The sequence below is a fragment of the Mycobacterium sp. OAE908 genome (genome assembly GCF_017872775.1).
Lineage (GTDB): Bacteria > Actinomycetota > Actinomycetes > Mycobacteriales > Mycobacteriaceae > Mycobacterium.
Genome location: NZ_JAGGJL010000001.1, coordinates 698,712 through 711,208, shown reverse-complemented (window position 1 = coordinate 711,208; position 12,497 = coordinate 698,712). Strand labels below are relative to the sequence as shown.

Below are 12,497 nucleotides of genomic sequence, written 5' to 3'. Positions count from 1 at the left end.
ATCAGTCTGCCCAGTTGGGTGTCCGCTTCTGCAGAAACGCCATCATGCCTTCGCGTGCCTCTTCCGAGACGAACAGCCGTGCCGACTGTTTGGTCAGTTCGTCGGCATCACGGTCGAACGCTTGCAGGATCGCCGATGTCGTCAGAGCTTTCGAGGCGGCGAGCCCCTGCGGCGACCCCTTGCCGATGTTCGCAGTCAGCGACGCCACGGTTGCGGTGACGTCGTCGGCGGCGATCGTGATCAGGCCCATCTCGGCGGCTTCGGCCGCGCCGAACTTCTCGCCGGTGAGGAAGTAGCGGCCCGCGGCCCTGGCGGTCATCTTCGGCAACAGCGTCAGCGAAATGATCGATGGGGCAACGCCGATGCGCGCCTCGGTCAACGCGAACGTGCTCGCCTGGCCCGCCACCGCGATGTCACACGCGCCGACGAGGCCGAGCCCGCCCGCGCGCACATGCCCTTCGACAGCCGCGATCACCGGTAGCGGCAGCTTGAGAATTCGCCGTAGCAGCTGCGTCAGTTCGCGGGCCCGGTCGACGGCGACGTCGCCGGGATCACGCCCCGCGGCCTCAGCGAGATCTGCTCCTGCGCAGAAGGTTCCGCCGGTGTGGCCGAGCACCACGGCCCGAACGCCGGACTCCTCGGTGGCGTCGGTGAAGGCCTGATGCAGCTGGTTGACCAGCTTCGTGGACAACGCGTTGCGGTTGTCGGGTGAGTCGAGGGTGATCCGGGCGACCGGACCCTCGACGCCGTAGTGGACGAGTGTTGCCATTGTGGCTGAGCCCCTAGTAAGACCGGGGCAGGCCGAGCGACGTCTGCGCCACGAAGTTGAGAACCATCTCACGGCTGACCGGAGCGATGCGCGCGAGTTTCGACGCGGTCACCGCCGCCGCGATGCCGTATTCCTTGGTCAGCCCGTTGCCGCCCAGCGACTGAACGGCTTGGTCGACTGCGCGCACCGACGCCTCACCCGCGGCGTACTTGGCCATGTTCGCCGCCTCGGCCGCGCCCGCGTCGTCGCCTGCGTCGTACAGCGACGCTGCCTTCTGCATCATCAGCTTGGCGAGTTCGATCTCAATGTGGTTCTGCGCCAACGGGTGCGACAGACCCTGGTGCGCACCGATCGGCGTCTTCCACACCTGGCGGGTTTTCACGTAGTCGACGGCCTTGTTGATCGCGAACCGGCCCATGCCGACAGCGCTGGCCGCGCCCATGATTCGCTCCGGGTTCAGCCCTGCGAACAGTTGCGCTATCGCGGCGTCCTCGGAACCGACCAACGCGTCAGACGGCAGTCGGACCTCATCGAGGAACACCTGGAACTGGCTTTCCGGGGTGACCAACTCCATGTCGATCTTGGTCCAGGACAGCCCCTTGGTGTCGGTGGGCACGATGAACAGCGCAGGCTTGAGGTTGCCCGTCTTGTGGTCCTCGGTGCGCCCGACGATCAGCACGGCTTGGGCTTGGTCGATGCCGGAGATGAACACCTTCTGGCCCGACAGGATCCAGTCGCTGCCGTCGCGGCGGGCGGTGGTGGTGATGCGGTGGCTGTTGCTGCCCGCGTCGGGTTCGGTGATGGCGAACGCCATCGTGGTCGTGCCGTCGGCAATCCCCGGCAGCCACCGCTTTTTCTGGTCCTCGGTGCCGAACTTGGCGATGATGGTGCCGTTGATGGCGGGGGAGACCACCATCATCAGCAGCGGACAACCCGCGCCCGACATCTCCTCCATCACCAGCGCGAGCTCGTACATGCCGGCGCCACCGCCGCCGTACTCCTCGGGCAGGTTGACCCCGATGAAGCCGAGTTTGCCTGCCTCGGACCACAATTCGTCGGTATGCAGCCCGGCGCGCGACTTCTCCAGGTAGTAGTCCTGGCCATAGTTGGCGGCCATCGCGGTGACGGCCTTGCGCAGCGCCTGCTGCTCTTCGGTTTCGATGAAGCCGGTCATGGTGCGTCTCCTTGGGGGTTGTCCACTCGGGCGAGTACGGCGCCGACTTCGACCTGCTGGCCGGTCTCGACATTGAGTTCGGCGAGCACGCCATCGTTTGGGGCGGTCACCGTGTGCTCCATCTTCATCGCCTCGAGCCAGATCAGCGGTTGGCCGGCCGTGACGGCGTCGCCCACCGCTGCACCGATGCGCAGCACCGAACCCGGCATGGGCGCGAGCAATGACCCCTGCGCAACGGCGGCGTCGGGATCCGGGAAGCGGGGCAGCGCAACGAGTTGCACTGGGCCGAGAGGTGAGTCGACGAAGACGTCGGCGCCGTAGCGGGCCACGTCGAACGCGCGGTCCACCCCGTCGACGCAGAGCACCACCCGGCCGGGCTGCGCGGTGACCAGGCCCACGTTGTCATGGCAGGGCAACTCCACACCGGTGCGGGTGAATCTGTACCGCACCTCGTGCGTGTTTCCGGCATTGTCGCTGTAGGACTTGTTCTGGTAGCCCGACGCGAGATTGCGCCAACCACTGGGTGCTGCGGTGAATACCTTTGCGCCTTGGCGGTTTTGCGCGGCATCGGCGAGCGCAGCGGCCAGCGCGGAGAGTTCGACAGCCCGGGCGTCGGCCAGCGACGCGGCCAATTCGGCAAGGCCGTGGGTGTCGAAGAACGCGGTGTCCGTGGCGCCGTCGAGGAAAGCCGGGTGCCGCAGCACATTCACCAGCAGATCGCGGTTGGTGCGGACCCCGTGGATGCGGGTGCGGGCCAGCGCGTCGGCCAGCACGCCCGCCGCCTGGCGGCGGTTCGGGGCGCATGAGATGACCTTGGCGATCATCGGGTCATAGAACACCGAAACGACGGACCCGTCGACGATGCCGGTGTCCAGACGCACGTTCGCGGGCACCGCGAAGTGGTGTACCGGACCCGCCTGCGGCTGCCAATTCTTGGCCGGGTCCTCGGCGTAGAGCCGGGCCTCGATCGAATACCCTTGTGACGCTGGTGGTTCCGGTTCGAGCCGACCGCCGTCGGCGACCTGCAGCTGCAACTCGACGAGGTCGAGCCCGGTGGTCTCCTCGGTGACGGGGTGCTCGACCTGCAGCCTGGTGTTCATCTCGAGGAAGAAGAAGTCTCCACGGTCGTCGGCCATGAACTCGACGGTTCCCGCACCGGTGTAGCCGATCGCGGAGGCCGCCAGCCTGGCCGCGTCGAAGAGCTTGGCGCGCATTGCGGGTGTGCGTTCGACCAGAGGCGAGGGCGCCTCTTCGATGATCTTCTGGTGGCGGCGTTGAATCGAGCATTCGCGTTCGCCGACCGCCCACACCGTGCCGTGTTGATCGGCGAGCACCTGGACCTCGACGTGGTGGCCGGTGGCCAGGTAGCGCTCGCAGAACACGGTCGGATCGCCGAACGCGGACTGCGCCTCGCGGCGCGCAGCCTCCACTTGTCCCGCCAACTCCGATAGTTCGCGCACCACCCTCATGCCACGGCCGCCACCGCCTGCCGACGCCTTGATGAGCACAGGCAGCTGGTCGGCGGTGACGGTCTCGGGGTCGAGTTCGTCGAGCACCGGCACGCCTGCCGCGGCCATCATTTTCTTGGCCTCGATCTTGGAGCCCATCGCGGCGACCGCGGCCACCGGTGGGCCGATCCACGTCAGGTCCGCTTCAATCACGGCGGCAGCGAATTCGGCGTTCTCCGAGAGGAATCCGTATCCCGGATGGATGGCGTCGGCCCCTGCGGCGCGTGCCGCGGCGATCAGCTGCCCGGCATCCAGGTAGCCGTTGCGGCCCTCGAGTCGCACCGCGGCGTCAGCCTCCGCGACGTGTGGCGACGCCGCGTCGGGATCGGTGTAGACCGCAACGGTGCCGATGCCGAGCCGTCGGCAGGTGTCGAACACCCGCCTGGCGATCTCGCCGCGGTTGGCGACCAGTACTCGTGTGATCATCGGCTTCCCTCGGTGATTTGTGTGCGTTCAGGAGCGCTCACCGCTCCCAAACGCACACAAGTCGCGTGATTCATGGGGCTCACATCCGGAAGACGCCGAAGTTCGACGTCCCCTTGATCGGGCCATTGGCGATGGCAGACAAGCACATTCCCAACACGGTGCGGGTATCGCGAGGATCGATGATGCCGTCGTCGTACAGCATCCCGGACAGCACCATGGGCAGCGATTCGGCCTCGATCTGCCCCTCGACCGCCGCGCGCATGGCCGCGTCGGCGTTTTCGTCGACTTGCTGGCCGCGGGCCTCGGCAGCGGCGCGGCTGACGATCGACAGCACCCCGGCGAGCTGAGCGCCGCCCATCACGGCGGACTTCGCGCTCGGCCAGGCGAACAGGAAACGTGGATCGTAGGCGCGACCGCACATGCCGTAGTGGCCGGCGCCGTAGGAGGCGCCGATCAGGAGCGAGATGTGCGGGACGGTCGAATTCGACACGGCGTTGATCATCATCGAGCCGTGCTTGATCATCCCGCCTTCCTCGTACTGCTTGCCGACCATGTAGCCGGTGGTGTTGTGCAGGAACAACAGTGGCGTGTCGGAGCGGTTGGCCAATTCGATGAACTGGGTGGCCTTTTGGGACTCCTCACTGAACAGCACACCGCGGTGGTTGGCGAGGATGCCGATCGGATAGCCGTAGAGCGTCGCCCACCCCGTTACCAGCGACGACCCGTACAGCGGCTTGAACTCGTCGAATTCCGAGCCGTCCACCACGCGGGCGATGACGTCGCGAGGATCGAACGGGATGCGCAGATCGGACGGAACGATGCCGAGCAATTCCTCGGCGTCGAACAGCGGCTCGGTCACCGGGCCGGGAGCGGGGCCCTGCTTACGCCAGTTGAGCCGGGCGACGATGCGCCGCCCGATGCGGATGGCATCGAGTTCGTCGACCGCGAAATAGTCGGCCAGACCCGAAGTCCTGGCGTGCATTTCGGCCCCGCCAAGCGATTCGTCATCAGACTCCTCGCCGGTCGCCATCTTCACCAGCGGGGGTCCGGCGAGGAACACCTTCGAGCGTTCCTTGATCATCACGACGTGGTCGGACATGCCGGGGATGTAGGCGCCACCCGCTGTCGAGTTGCCGAACACCAGCGCGATGGTCGGGATACCCGCTGCGGACAGCCGCGTCAGGTCCCGGAACATCTGACCGCCGGGGATGAAGATCTCCTTCTGCGTTGGCAGGTCGGCGCCGCCGGATTCGACCAGTGACACCACCGGCAGCCGGTTCTGCATCGCAATCTGGTTGGCCCGCAGGATCTTCTTCAACGTCCAAGGGTTGCTGGTGCCGCCCTTGACGGTCGGGTCGTTGGCGACGACCAGGCATTCAACGCCCTCGATCGCGCCGATGCCGACCACGATGCTGGCGCCGACATTGAAGGCGGTGCCCCACGCGGCCAGCGGACTCAGTTCCAGGAACGGCGAATCGGGGTCGAGCAGCATCTCGATGCGTTCGCGCGCGGTCATCTTGCCGCGCTCGTGATGACGCTGGACGTACTTCTCGCCGCCGCCGGCCAGTGCCTTGGTGTGCTCGGCGTCGATGTCGGCGAGCTTGGTGGTCATCGCCGCCGCGGCCTCGGCATGGGCCGGTGACGCGGCGTCGATCGTCGAACGGAGAGCGGTCATGACTGGAATCCCAACGTCTTGGCCGCAAGTGCGGTGAGGATTTCGGTGGTGCCGCCGCCGATGCCGAGGATCCGCATATCGCGGTACTGGCGTTCGACCTCGGACTCGGTCATGTAGCCCATGCCGCCGAACAGCTGCACGGCCTGGTTTGCGACCCATTCGCCCGCCTCGACGGCGGTGTTCTTCGCGAAGCACACGTGCGGGATCAGGTTTTCCGTCTCGCCGGCCAACTGCCGCTCGACCAGGTGGTGCGTGTAGACCCGCGCGACGTCGATGCGCCTGGCCATCTCGGCCAGCGTGTTCTGCACTTGCTGACGCGAGATCAGCGGCCTGCCGAAAGTCTCCCTGTTGCGACACCACTCCACGGTGAGGTCAAGGCAGCGCTGTGCACTCGAATACGCCTGTGCGGCAAGGCCGACACGTTCGGATACGAACGCCGCCGCGATCTGTGCGAATCCGGAGTTCTCGCTGCCGATCAGGTTGGCGGCGGGCACTCGGACATCGGTATAGGTCAGCTCGGCCGTATCCGACGACCGCCAACCCATTTTGTCGAGCTTGCGGCTGACCTCGAAGCCTGGTGTGCCCGCCTCGACGACGATCAGCGAAACACCCGCGGCGCCAGGGCCGCCGGTGCGCGCCGCCGTCACGACATAGTCTGCGCGCACGCCGGAGGTGATGTAGGTCTTGGCGCCGTTGACGATGTAGTCCCCATTTCCGGAGCCGTCGCGAATCGCCCGCGTGGTCAGGTGTCCGACGTCGGAGCCGCCGCCGGGTTCGGTGATGGCAAGGCTGCCGATCTTCTCTCCGCGCAGCGTCGGCCGCACATACGTGTCGATCAGCCGCTGATCTCCGGAGGCGATCATGTGTGGCACCGCGATGCCGCAGGTGAACAGCGAAGCGAACACCCCGCCGGGCGAACCGGCGTAGTGCATTTCCTCGCAGATGATCACCGCATCGGCGCCGTCGCCGCCACCACCGCCAACCGCTTCGGGCAGGCCGGCGCCGAGCAACCCCGCCTCGCCTGCCTTGCGGTGTAGGTCGCGCGGCAGTAGCCCACTGCGCTCCCATTCGTCGACGTGTGGCAGCACCTCACGTTCGGCGAAGGCGCGCACAGTTTTTCGCAACTGCTCGCGTTCGGGGGTGTGCCATATGCTCACGCCAGAAACTCCTCGGGGATGTCGATGTGCCTACTGCGCAGCCACTCGCCGAGCCCCTTGGCCTGGGGGTCGAACCGCGCCTGATACGCGACACCCTTGCCGAGGATGCCGTCGATGACGAAGTTGACGGCCCACATATTCGGCAGCAGATGACGAGTGACGGCCAAATCGGCTGTCTCGGGCAGCAATTCGCGGAGCTTGTCGACGGTCAGCGTGTGTGCCAGCCACCGCCAGTGATCCTCGGCGCGGACCCACAGCCCGACGTTGGCGGAACCGCCCTTGTCGCCGCTGCGCGCGCCTGCGATCACGCCGAGCGGCACCCGCCGCGTCTCGCCGAATGGCAATGGCTCGGGTAGGGCGAACGGCGGGACCGGTGCGAGCGCAAGCGTCTGGGCCGCCGTTGCGATGTCGACGCGGGAACCGTCGGCGTGTACGGCGACATGCGGCACCTTGGCGGCCTCCACATAGCCGGGCGTGAACACGCCGTACACCTGACCGTCGCCCGGCGGTGATGTGCTGGTGAACCCTGGATAACTGGCGAGCGCGAGTTCGACTGCTGCCGAGGAGAATTGGCGTCCGACGGTAGCCGGATCGGGATCGCGGACAACACAGCGCAGCAGCGCGCTGGCGGCTTCCTCGGTGTCCGCGTCGGTGTGGTCGGTGCGGGCCAGTGTCCACTCCATCTCGGCGGGCTTGACCGTCAGGCTGGTTTCCAGTTGCCTGCGTACGAGTTCGGCCTTGGCCTCGATGTCCAAACCCGTGAGCACCAGCGCCATTTCGTTGCGGAATCCGCCGATGCTGTTGAGCGACACTTTCAGGGTCGGCGGCGGCGGTTCACCCTTGACTCCGCTGATCCGCACCCGGTCGGGTCCGTCGTCGGACAGCTCGATGGTGTCGACGCGCAGCGTCACGTCGGGATTGGCGTATCGCGCACCGCCGATCTCGTACAGCAGCTGCGCGGTGACCGTGCCGACCGTGACGGCCCCGCCCGTGCCGGGATGCTTGGTGATCACCGACGAGCCGTCGGCACTGATCTCGGCGAGCGGGAAGCCGGGATGCGTCAGGTCGGCCATTTCGGTGAAGAAGGCGTAGTTGCCGCCGGTGGCCTGCGCACCGCATTCGATGACGTGGCCCGCGGCCACCGCACCCGCCAGCGCGTCGTAGTTCGTCCGCTCCCAGCCGAAGTGCGCCGCGGCCGGCCCGACGATCACCGATGCGTCGGTCACGCGACCGGTCACCACCACGTCGGCGCCGCCGCGCAGGCACTCGGCGATGCCCCACGCACCGAGGTAGGCGTTGGCCGCCAAGACCGAACCGAAACCCAACTCCTCAGACCGCCCCACGAGGTCGTCGCCCTCGACATGCGCGACGTTCACTGTCAGGCCGAGCCGGTCGGCCAGCGTCCGCACCGCGCCTGCCAGACCCGCCGGGTTCAGCCCGCCAGCGTTGGCGACGATTCGCACGCCCTTGTCGAGGGCCGGGCCGAGGCAGTCCTCGAGTTGCCTCAGGAACGTCTTGGCGTAACCGCGCTCGGGGGAGCGGGCGCGGTCGCGGGCCAGGATCAGCATGGTCAGCTCGGCCAGGTAGTCGCCGGTCAGATAGTCCAGTTCACCGCCTGTGAGCATCTCCCGCATGGCCGCCAGCCGGTCGCCGTAGAAGCCCGAGCAGTTGCCGATGCGCACCGGACCAGGAGCAGAAGCCACGCAGTCTTCCTTTCGCCGCCGAGCACGCCCAACCAACCGGTAGGTTAGCGGTTACCGGCGGTATCGCGTCAAGGTCGTCCCTTGTTTTGGAGCCTATGCAGGCCACGGGCTATCCTGAAGGGCAATTGCGATGCCGGACCACGCGTGGCGCGCATTTCAGGACCCCTTATAAAAGGAGAGCTCGATCATGGCTGTGCCCAAGCGCAGGATGTCGCGCGCGAACACCCGTAGCCGGCGCGCGCAGTGGAAAGCCACCCGTACCGACCTGGTGAACGTGACCGTCGCGGGTCAGCAGCACAAGGTGCCGCGGCGCCTGCTGAAGGCCGCCCGGCTCGGCCTCATCGATCTCGACCGCCGCTGACCCGGCCGCGCTGCGGCGCGTCTCTCAGCACAGTCTCAGGTGATCGATAGACACTGTGGCTGTGCGCATACTTGTCGTTGACGACGATCGCGCTGTGCGCGAATCCCTGCGCCGGTCGCTATCGTTCAACGGATATTCGGTCGAGCTGGCGCAGGACGGCCGCGAAGCTCTCGACGCGATCGCGAACGACCGGCCCGATGCCCTCGTACTCGACGTGATGATGCCGAGGCTGGACGGTCTCGAGGTATGCCGTCAGCTTCGATCCACCGGCGACGACCTGCCGATCCTCGTGCTGACGGCCCGCGACTCGGTATCCGAGCGGGTCGCCGGGCTGGACGCCGGCGCCGACGACTACCTGCCCAAGCCGTTCGCACTCGAAGAACTGCTGGCGCGGATGCGCGCGCTGCTGCGGAGAAGGACGCCCGACGACGGCGCCGAATCGCCTGCGTTGACGTTCTCCGACCTGTCGCTGGACCCGGTGACCCGCGAGGTCACCCGCGGCGACCGGCCGATCAGCCTGACCCGCACCGAGTTCGCGCTGCTGGAAATGCTGATCGCCAACCCTCGGCGGGTGCTCACCCGCAGTCGCATCCTCGAGGAAGTGTGGGGGTTCGACTTCCCGACGTCCGGCAATGCTCTCGAGGTGTACGTCGGATATCTACGCCGCAAGACCGAAGCCGAAGGAGAGCCGCGACTGATCCACACCGTGCGCGGGGTGGGTTATGTGTTGCGTGAAACACCGCCCTGATGTCAGCCCAGAAGTCCGGGTTCGGGCCGCGGAGAACGTCGCGGCCGCCGCTTGCCGCTGCCAGCTCCCTGTCGTTGCGTTGGCGCGTGATGCTGCTCGCCATGTCGATGGTGGCCATGGTCGTGGTGCTGATGGCCGTCGCCGTCTACGCGGTGGTATCGCGGGCGCTCTACGACGACATCGACAACCAGTTGCACAGCCGCGCGCGGCTGTTGATCGAAAGTGGTTCGCTGGCGGCCGATCCCGGTAAGGCGATCGAAGGCACCGCCTACTCGGACGTCAACGCGATGCTGGTCAACCCCGGCCGGTCCATCTACACGGCCAACCAGGAGGGCCAGACGCTGCCGCTGGGCGAACCGGAAAAGGATGTGGTGCAAGGCGAATTGCTGATGTCGCTGCGCACCGTCAACCACCAGCGGGTGCTGGCGCTGCACCTGACCAACGGCAGCTCATTGCTGATCTCCAAGAGCCTTGCCCCGACCAGCGAGGTGCTCAAACGCCTCGGCACGGTGCTACTGATCGTCGGCGGTCTCGGTGTCGCGGTCGCCGCAATGGCCGGTGGTGCCGTCGCCCGCGCCGGGCTGCGACCGGTGGCGCGGCTGACCGAAGCCGCCGAACGGGTGGCCCGCACCGACGACCTCAGACCCATTCCGGTATTCGGCAGCGACGAACTCGCCCGGCTCACAGAGGCTTTCAACATGATGCTGCGGGCGCTCGCCGAGTCGCGCGAACGCCAGGCCCGGCTGGTCACCGACGCGGGCCACGAGCTGCGCACGCCGTTGACCTCGCTGCGCACCAACGTCGAGCTGCTGATGGCGGCGATGGCACCAGGGGCGCCACCGCTGCCCGAAGACGAGATGGCCGAGCTGCGCGCCGACGTGATCGCCCAGATCGAGGAATTGTCCACGCTCGTCGGCGATCTGGTGGATCTGACGCGCGACGAGGCAGGCGGCGTCATTCACGAACCCGTCGACATGGCCGACGTGGTAGACCGATCACTTGAACGAGTTCGTCGGCGCCGCAACGATATTGAGTTCGACGCTTCAGTGATCGGGTGGCAGGTGTACGGCGACGGCGGTGTGCTGGAGCGCGCCGTGCTCAACCTGCTCGACAACGCCGCGAAATGGAGTCCGCCGGGCGGACGCGTGGGCATCCGGCTGACGCAGATCGACCCCGCGCACGCCGAGCTGGTGGTGTTCGACTTCGGTCCCGGTATCCCGCCGCAGGAGAGGGCGCTGGTGTTCGAGCGGTTCTATCGTTCGACGTCGGCCCGGGCGATGCCCGGCTCCGGCCTCGGTCTGGCCATCGTGAAACAGGTCGTGGTCAAACACGGTGGGACGCTGCGGGTCGAGGACACCGTCCCAGGCGGGCAACCACCCGGTACCTCTATCCATGTGGTGCTGCCCGGCCGGCCGCTTCCTGCGACACACCCCACCGATGTGGACCAGCCGGTGGTCGGCGCCGACAATGCTTGATCGGGGAACGCGCGGCGGGGAGGAAAGTCTGGGGATGTCCCGAAAGTTCTCTAAGTGGATTCTCAGCCCGAATGGGCACGCTGAGCCTGCAGCCGTCGTTGTTCAAGAAGTCGGGACCTACTCCAGGAAGAGCATCGCAGCGACATGACGAACCACCCGAGGTACTCGCCGCCTCCGCCGCCCGGCCACCGGCCCGGCGGCCATGCGCAGCATGGGACGCCCGGCTATCCTGGCGCGCCGCGGCCATATCAGCAGCAGCAGCCGCAGCAGCCGTATGACTGGCGCTATGCGACGCAGCAGCAGTTCCGTGCGCCCTACGATCCGTACCGCGGCGCCCCGCAGCAGCCGCCCGGTCTGCACGCTCCCCAAAAGCGTTCCCGCGCAGGCGCTTTGACGGCCGGCGCGGTCGCCGTCGCGATTGTCTCGGCGGGTATCGGCGGTGGCGTCGCACTGCTCGCCCAGCCGGATCGCCCGTCGGCAGGCTCGAGCGCCACCGGACTGGCGCCAAGCGTGCCCGCCGCCAGCCTGCCCGCGGGTTCGGTCGAGCAGGTGGCCGCCAAGGTGGTGCCCAGCGTCGTCAAGCTGGAGGTCGACCTCGGCAAGCAGTCGGAGGAGGGCTCCGGCATCATCCTGTCCTCCGACGGGCTGATCCTGACCAACAACCACGTCGTGTCCGCCGCCAAGGACAACCCGGGCGGCCCCCCCGCGCCGGCCCCTGCCGGCGGCGCCCAGACGAAAGTGACCTTCGCGGACGGCCGCACGATGGGCTTCACGGTCGTCGGGACCGACCCCAGCAGCGATATCGCCGTTGTTCGCGCGCAGGGCGCATCGGGGCTGACGCCGATCACCCTCGGCTCGTCGAGCAATCTGCGGGTCGGCCAGGACGTGGTGGCCGTCGGCTCGCCGCTCGGGCTGGAAGGCACCGTCACCACCGGCATCATCAGCGCGCTGAACCGCCCGGTGGCCGCCGGCGGCGACGCCGGGAACCAGAACACCGTGCTCGACGCGATTCAAACCGACGCGGCGATCAACCCCGGCAACTCGGGTGGCGCGCTGGTCAACATGAATGGCGAACTGGTCGGCGTGAATTCGGCCATCGCGACGTTGGGCGGCGATGCGGGTCCGCAGGCGCAGAGCGGCTCGATCGGGCTGGGCTTCGCCATCCCGGTCGATCAGGCCAAACGGATCGCCGATGAGCTCATCCAGAGCGGCACGGCGTCACACGCCTCGCTCGGCGTCCAGGTGGGCAACGACGCGGGCGTCGACGGCGCGAAGATCGTCGAGGTCACCAACGGCGGCGCGGCTGCGGCGGCGGGCCTGCCAAGCGGCGTCGTCGTCACCAAGGTCGACGACCGGGTGATCGGCAGCGCCGACGCTCTGGTGGCCGCGGTGCGATCAAAGGCGCCAGGTGACAAGGTGACGCTCACATACCTGGATCCATCGGGTAAGTCGCAGACCGTGCAGGTCACGCTCGGCAAGGCACAGCAGTGACCATCACCGT

The 12,497-nt window shown here is 67.4% G+C and carries 10 protein-coding genes; 4 read left to right on the top strand and 6 right to left on the bottom strand.

What is annotated here, in order from left to right; genetic code table 11:
* Nucleotide 1 precedes the first annotated feature (1 nt).
* The 6 genes from J3E61_RS03370 to J3E61_RS03345 all read right to left on the bottom strand — a co-directional run bounded on the left by J3E61_RS03370 (nt 2) and on the right by J3E61_RS03345 (nt 8,391).
* Complete coding sequence (locus tag J3E61_RS03370; RefSeq protein WP_192727078.1) at nt 2-769, bottom strand: enoyl-CoA hydratase family protein; 768 nt, start codon at nt 767-769, stop codon at nt 2-4.
* 13 nt (nt 770-782) lie between these two features.
* Nucleotides 783-1,943 carry an acyl-CoA dehydrogenase family protein gene (locus tag J3E61_RS03365; RefSeq protein ID WP_192727077.1) on the bottom strand — a complete coding sequence of 387 codons (1,161 nt, stop codon included), beginning with the start codon at nt 1,941-1,943 and terminating at the stop codon, nt 783-785.
* Nucleotides 1,940-3,877, bottom strand: a complete 1,938-nt coding sequence (locus tag J3E61_RS03360; RefSeq protein ID WP_192727076.1) for a biotin/lipoyl-binding protein — start codon at nt 3,875-3,877, stop codon at nt 1,940-1,942. The genes J3E61_RS03365 and J3E61_RS03360 overlap by 4 nt, the downstream gene beginning before the upstream one ends.
* A 79-nt stretch (nt 3,878-3,956) precedes the next feature.
* Nucleotides 3,957-5,552 carry an acyl-CoA carboxylase subunit beta gene (locus tag J3E61_RS03355; RefSeq protein ID WP_210082610.1) on the bottom strand — a complete coding sequence of 532 codons (1,596 nt, stop codon included), beginning with the start codon at nt 5,550-5,552 and terminating at the stop codon, nt 3,957-3,959.
* The gene (locus J3E61_RS03350; protein ID WP_210082609.1) at nt 5,549-6,709 is read right to left on the bottom strand and encodes an acyl-CoA dehydrogenase family protein; all 1,161 of its coding nucleotides are present in this window, start codon (nt 6,707-6,709) and stop codon (nt 5,549-5,551) included. The genes J3E61_RS03355 and J3E61_RS03350 overlap by 4 nt, the downstream gene beginning before the upstream one ends.
* A complete protein-coding gene (locus J3E61_RS03345) occupies nt 6,706-8,391 on the bottom strand; it encodes a DUF1446 domain-containing protein (protein ID WP_210085415.1) in 1,686 nt (561 codons plus the stop codon). The genes J3E61_RS03350 and J3E61_RS03345 overlap by 4 nt, the downstream gene beginning before the upstream one ends.
* A gap of 208 nt (nt 8,392-8,599) precedes the next feature.
* Between J3E61_RS03345 and rpmF the strand changes: the two genes are divergently transcribed.
* The 4 genes from rpmF to J3E61_RS03325 all read left to right on the top strand — a co-directional run bounded on the left by rpmF (nt 8,600) and on the right by J3E61_RS03325 (nt 12,487).
* Nucleotides 8,600-8,773, top strand: coding sequence for a 50S ribosomal protein L32 (gene rpmF / locus J3E61_RS03340; RefSeq protein ID WP_192727073.1), 174 nt, complete (start codon nt 8,600-8,602; stop codon nt 8,771-8,773).
* A gap of 61 nt (nt 8,774-8,834) precedes the next feature.
* Complete coding sequence (locus J3E61_RS03335) at nt 8,835-9,521, top strand: response regulator (RefSeq protein ID WP_192727072.1); 687 nt, start codon at nt 8,835-8,837, stop codon at nt 9,519-9,521.
* Entirely contained in the window at nt 9,521-10,996 is a 1,476-nt protein-coding gene (locus J3E61_RS03330) for a HAMP domain-containing histidine kinase (RefSeq protein WP_210082608.1), read from the top strand. Before J3E61_RS03335 ends, J3E61_RS03330 begins: the two co-directional genes overlap by 1 nt.
* Before the next feature lie 144 nt (nt 10,997-11,140).
* The gene (locus J3E61_RS03325; protein WP_192727070.1) at nt 11,141-12,487 is read left to right on the top strand and encodes a trypsin-like peptidase domain-containing protein; all 1,347 of its coding nucleotides are present in this window, start codon (nt 11,141-11,143) and stop codon (nt 12,485-12,487) included.
* Nucleotides 12,488-12,497: the final 10 nt, after the last annotated feature.

Bases quoted from the DNA above. Each gene is read 5' to 3' on its own strand.
- J3E61_RS03370 (WP_192727078.1), bottom strand. From the start codon at position 769: ATGGCAACACTCGTCCACTACGGCGTCGAGGGTCCGGTCGCCCGGATC.
- J3E61_RS03365 (WP_192727077.1), bottom strand. From the start codon at position 1,943: ATGACCGGCTTCATCGAAACCGAAGAGCAGCAGGCGCTGCGCAAGGCC.
- J3E61_RS03360 (WP_192727076.1), bottom strand. From the start codon at position 3,877: ATGATCACACGAGTACTGGTCGCCAACCGCGGCGAGATCGCCAGGCGG.
- J3E61_RS03355 (WP_210082610.1), bottom strand. From the start codon at position 5,552: ATGACCGCTCTCCGTTCGACGATCGACGCCGCGTCACCGGCCCATGCC.
- rpmF (WP_192727073.1), top strand. From the start codon at position 8,600: ATGGCTGTGCCCAAGCGCAGGATGTCGCGCGCGAACACCCGTAGCCGG.
- J3E61_RS03330 (WP_210082608.1), top strand. From the start codon at position 9,521: ATGTCAGCCCAGAAGTCCGGGTTCGGGCCGCGGAGAACGTCGCGGCCG.
- J3E61_RS03325 (WP_192727070.1), top strand. From the start codon at position 11,141: ATGACGAACCACCCGAGGTACTCGCCGCCTCCGCCGCCCGGCCACCGG.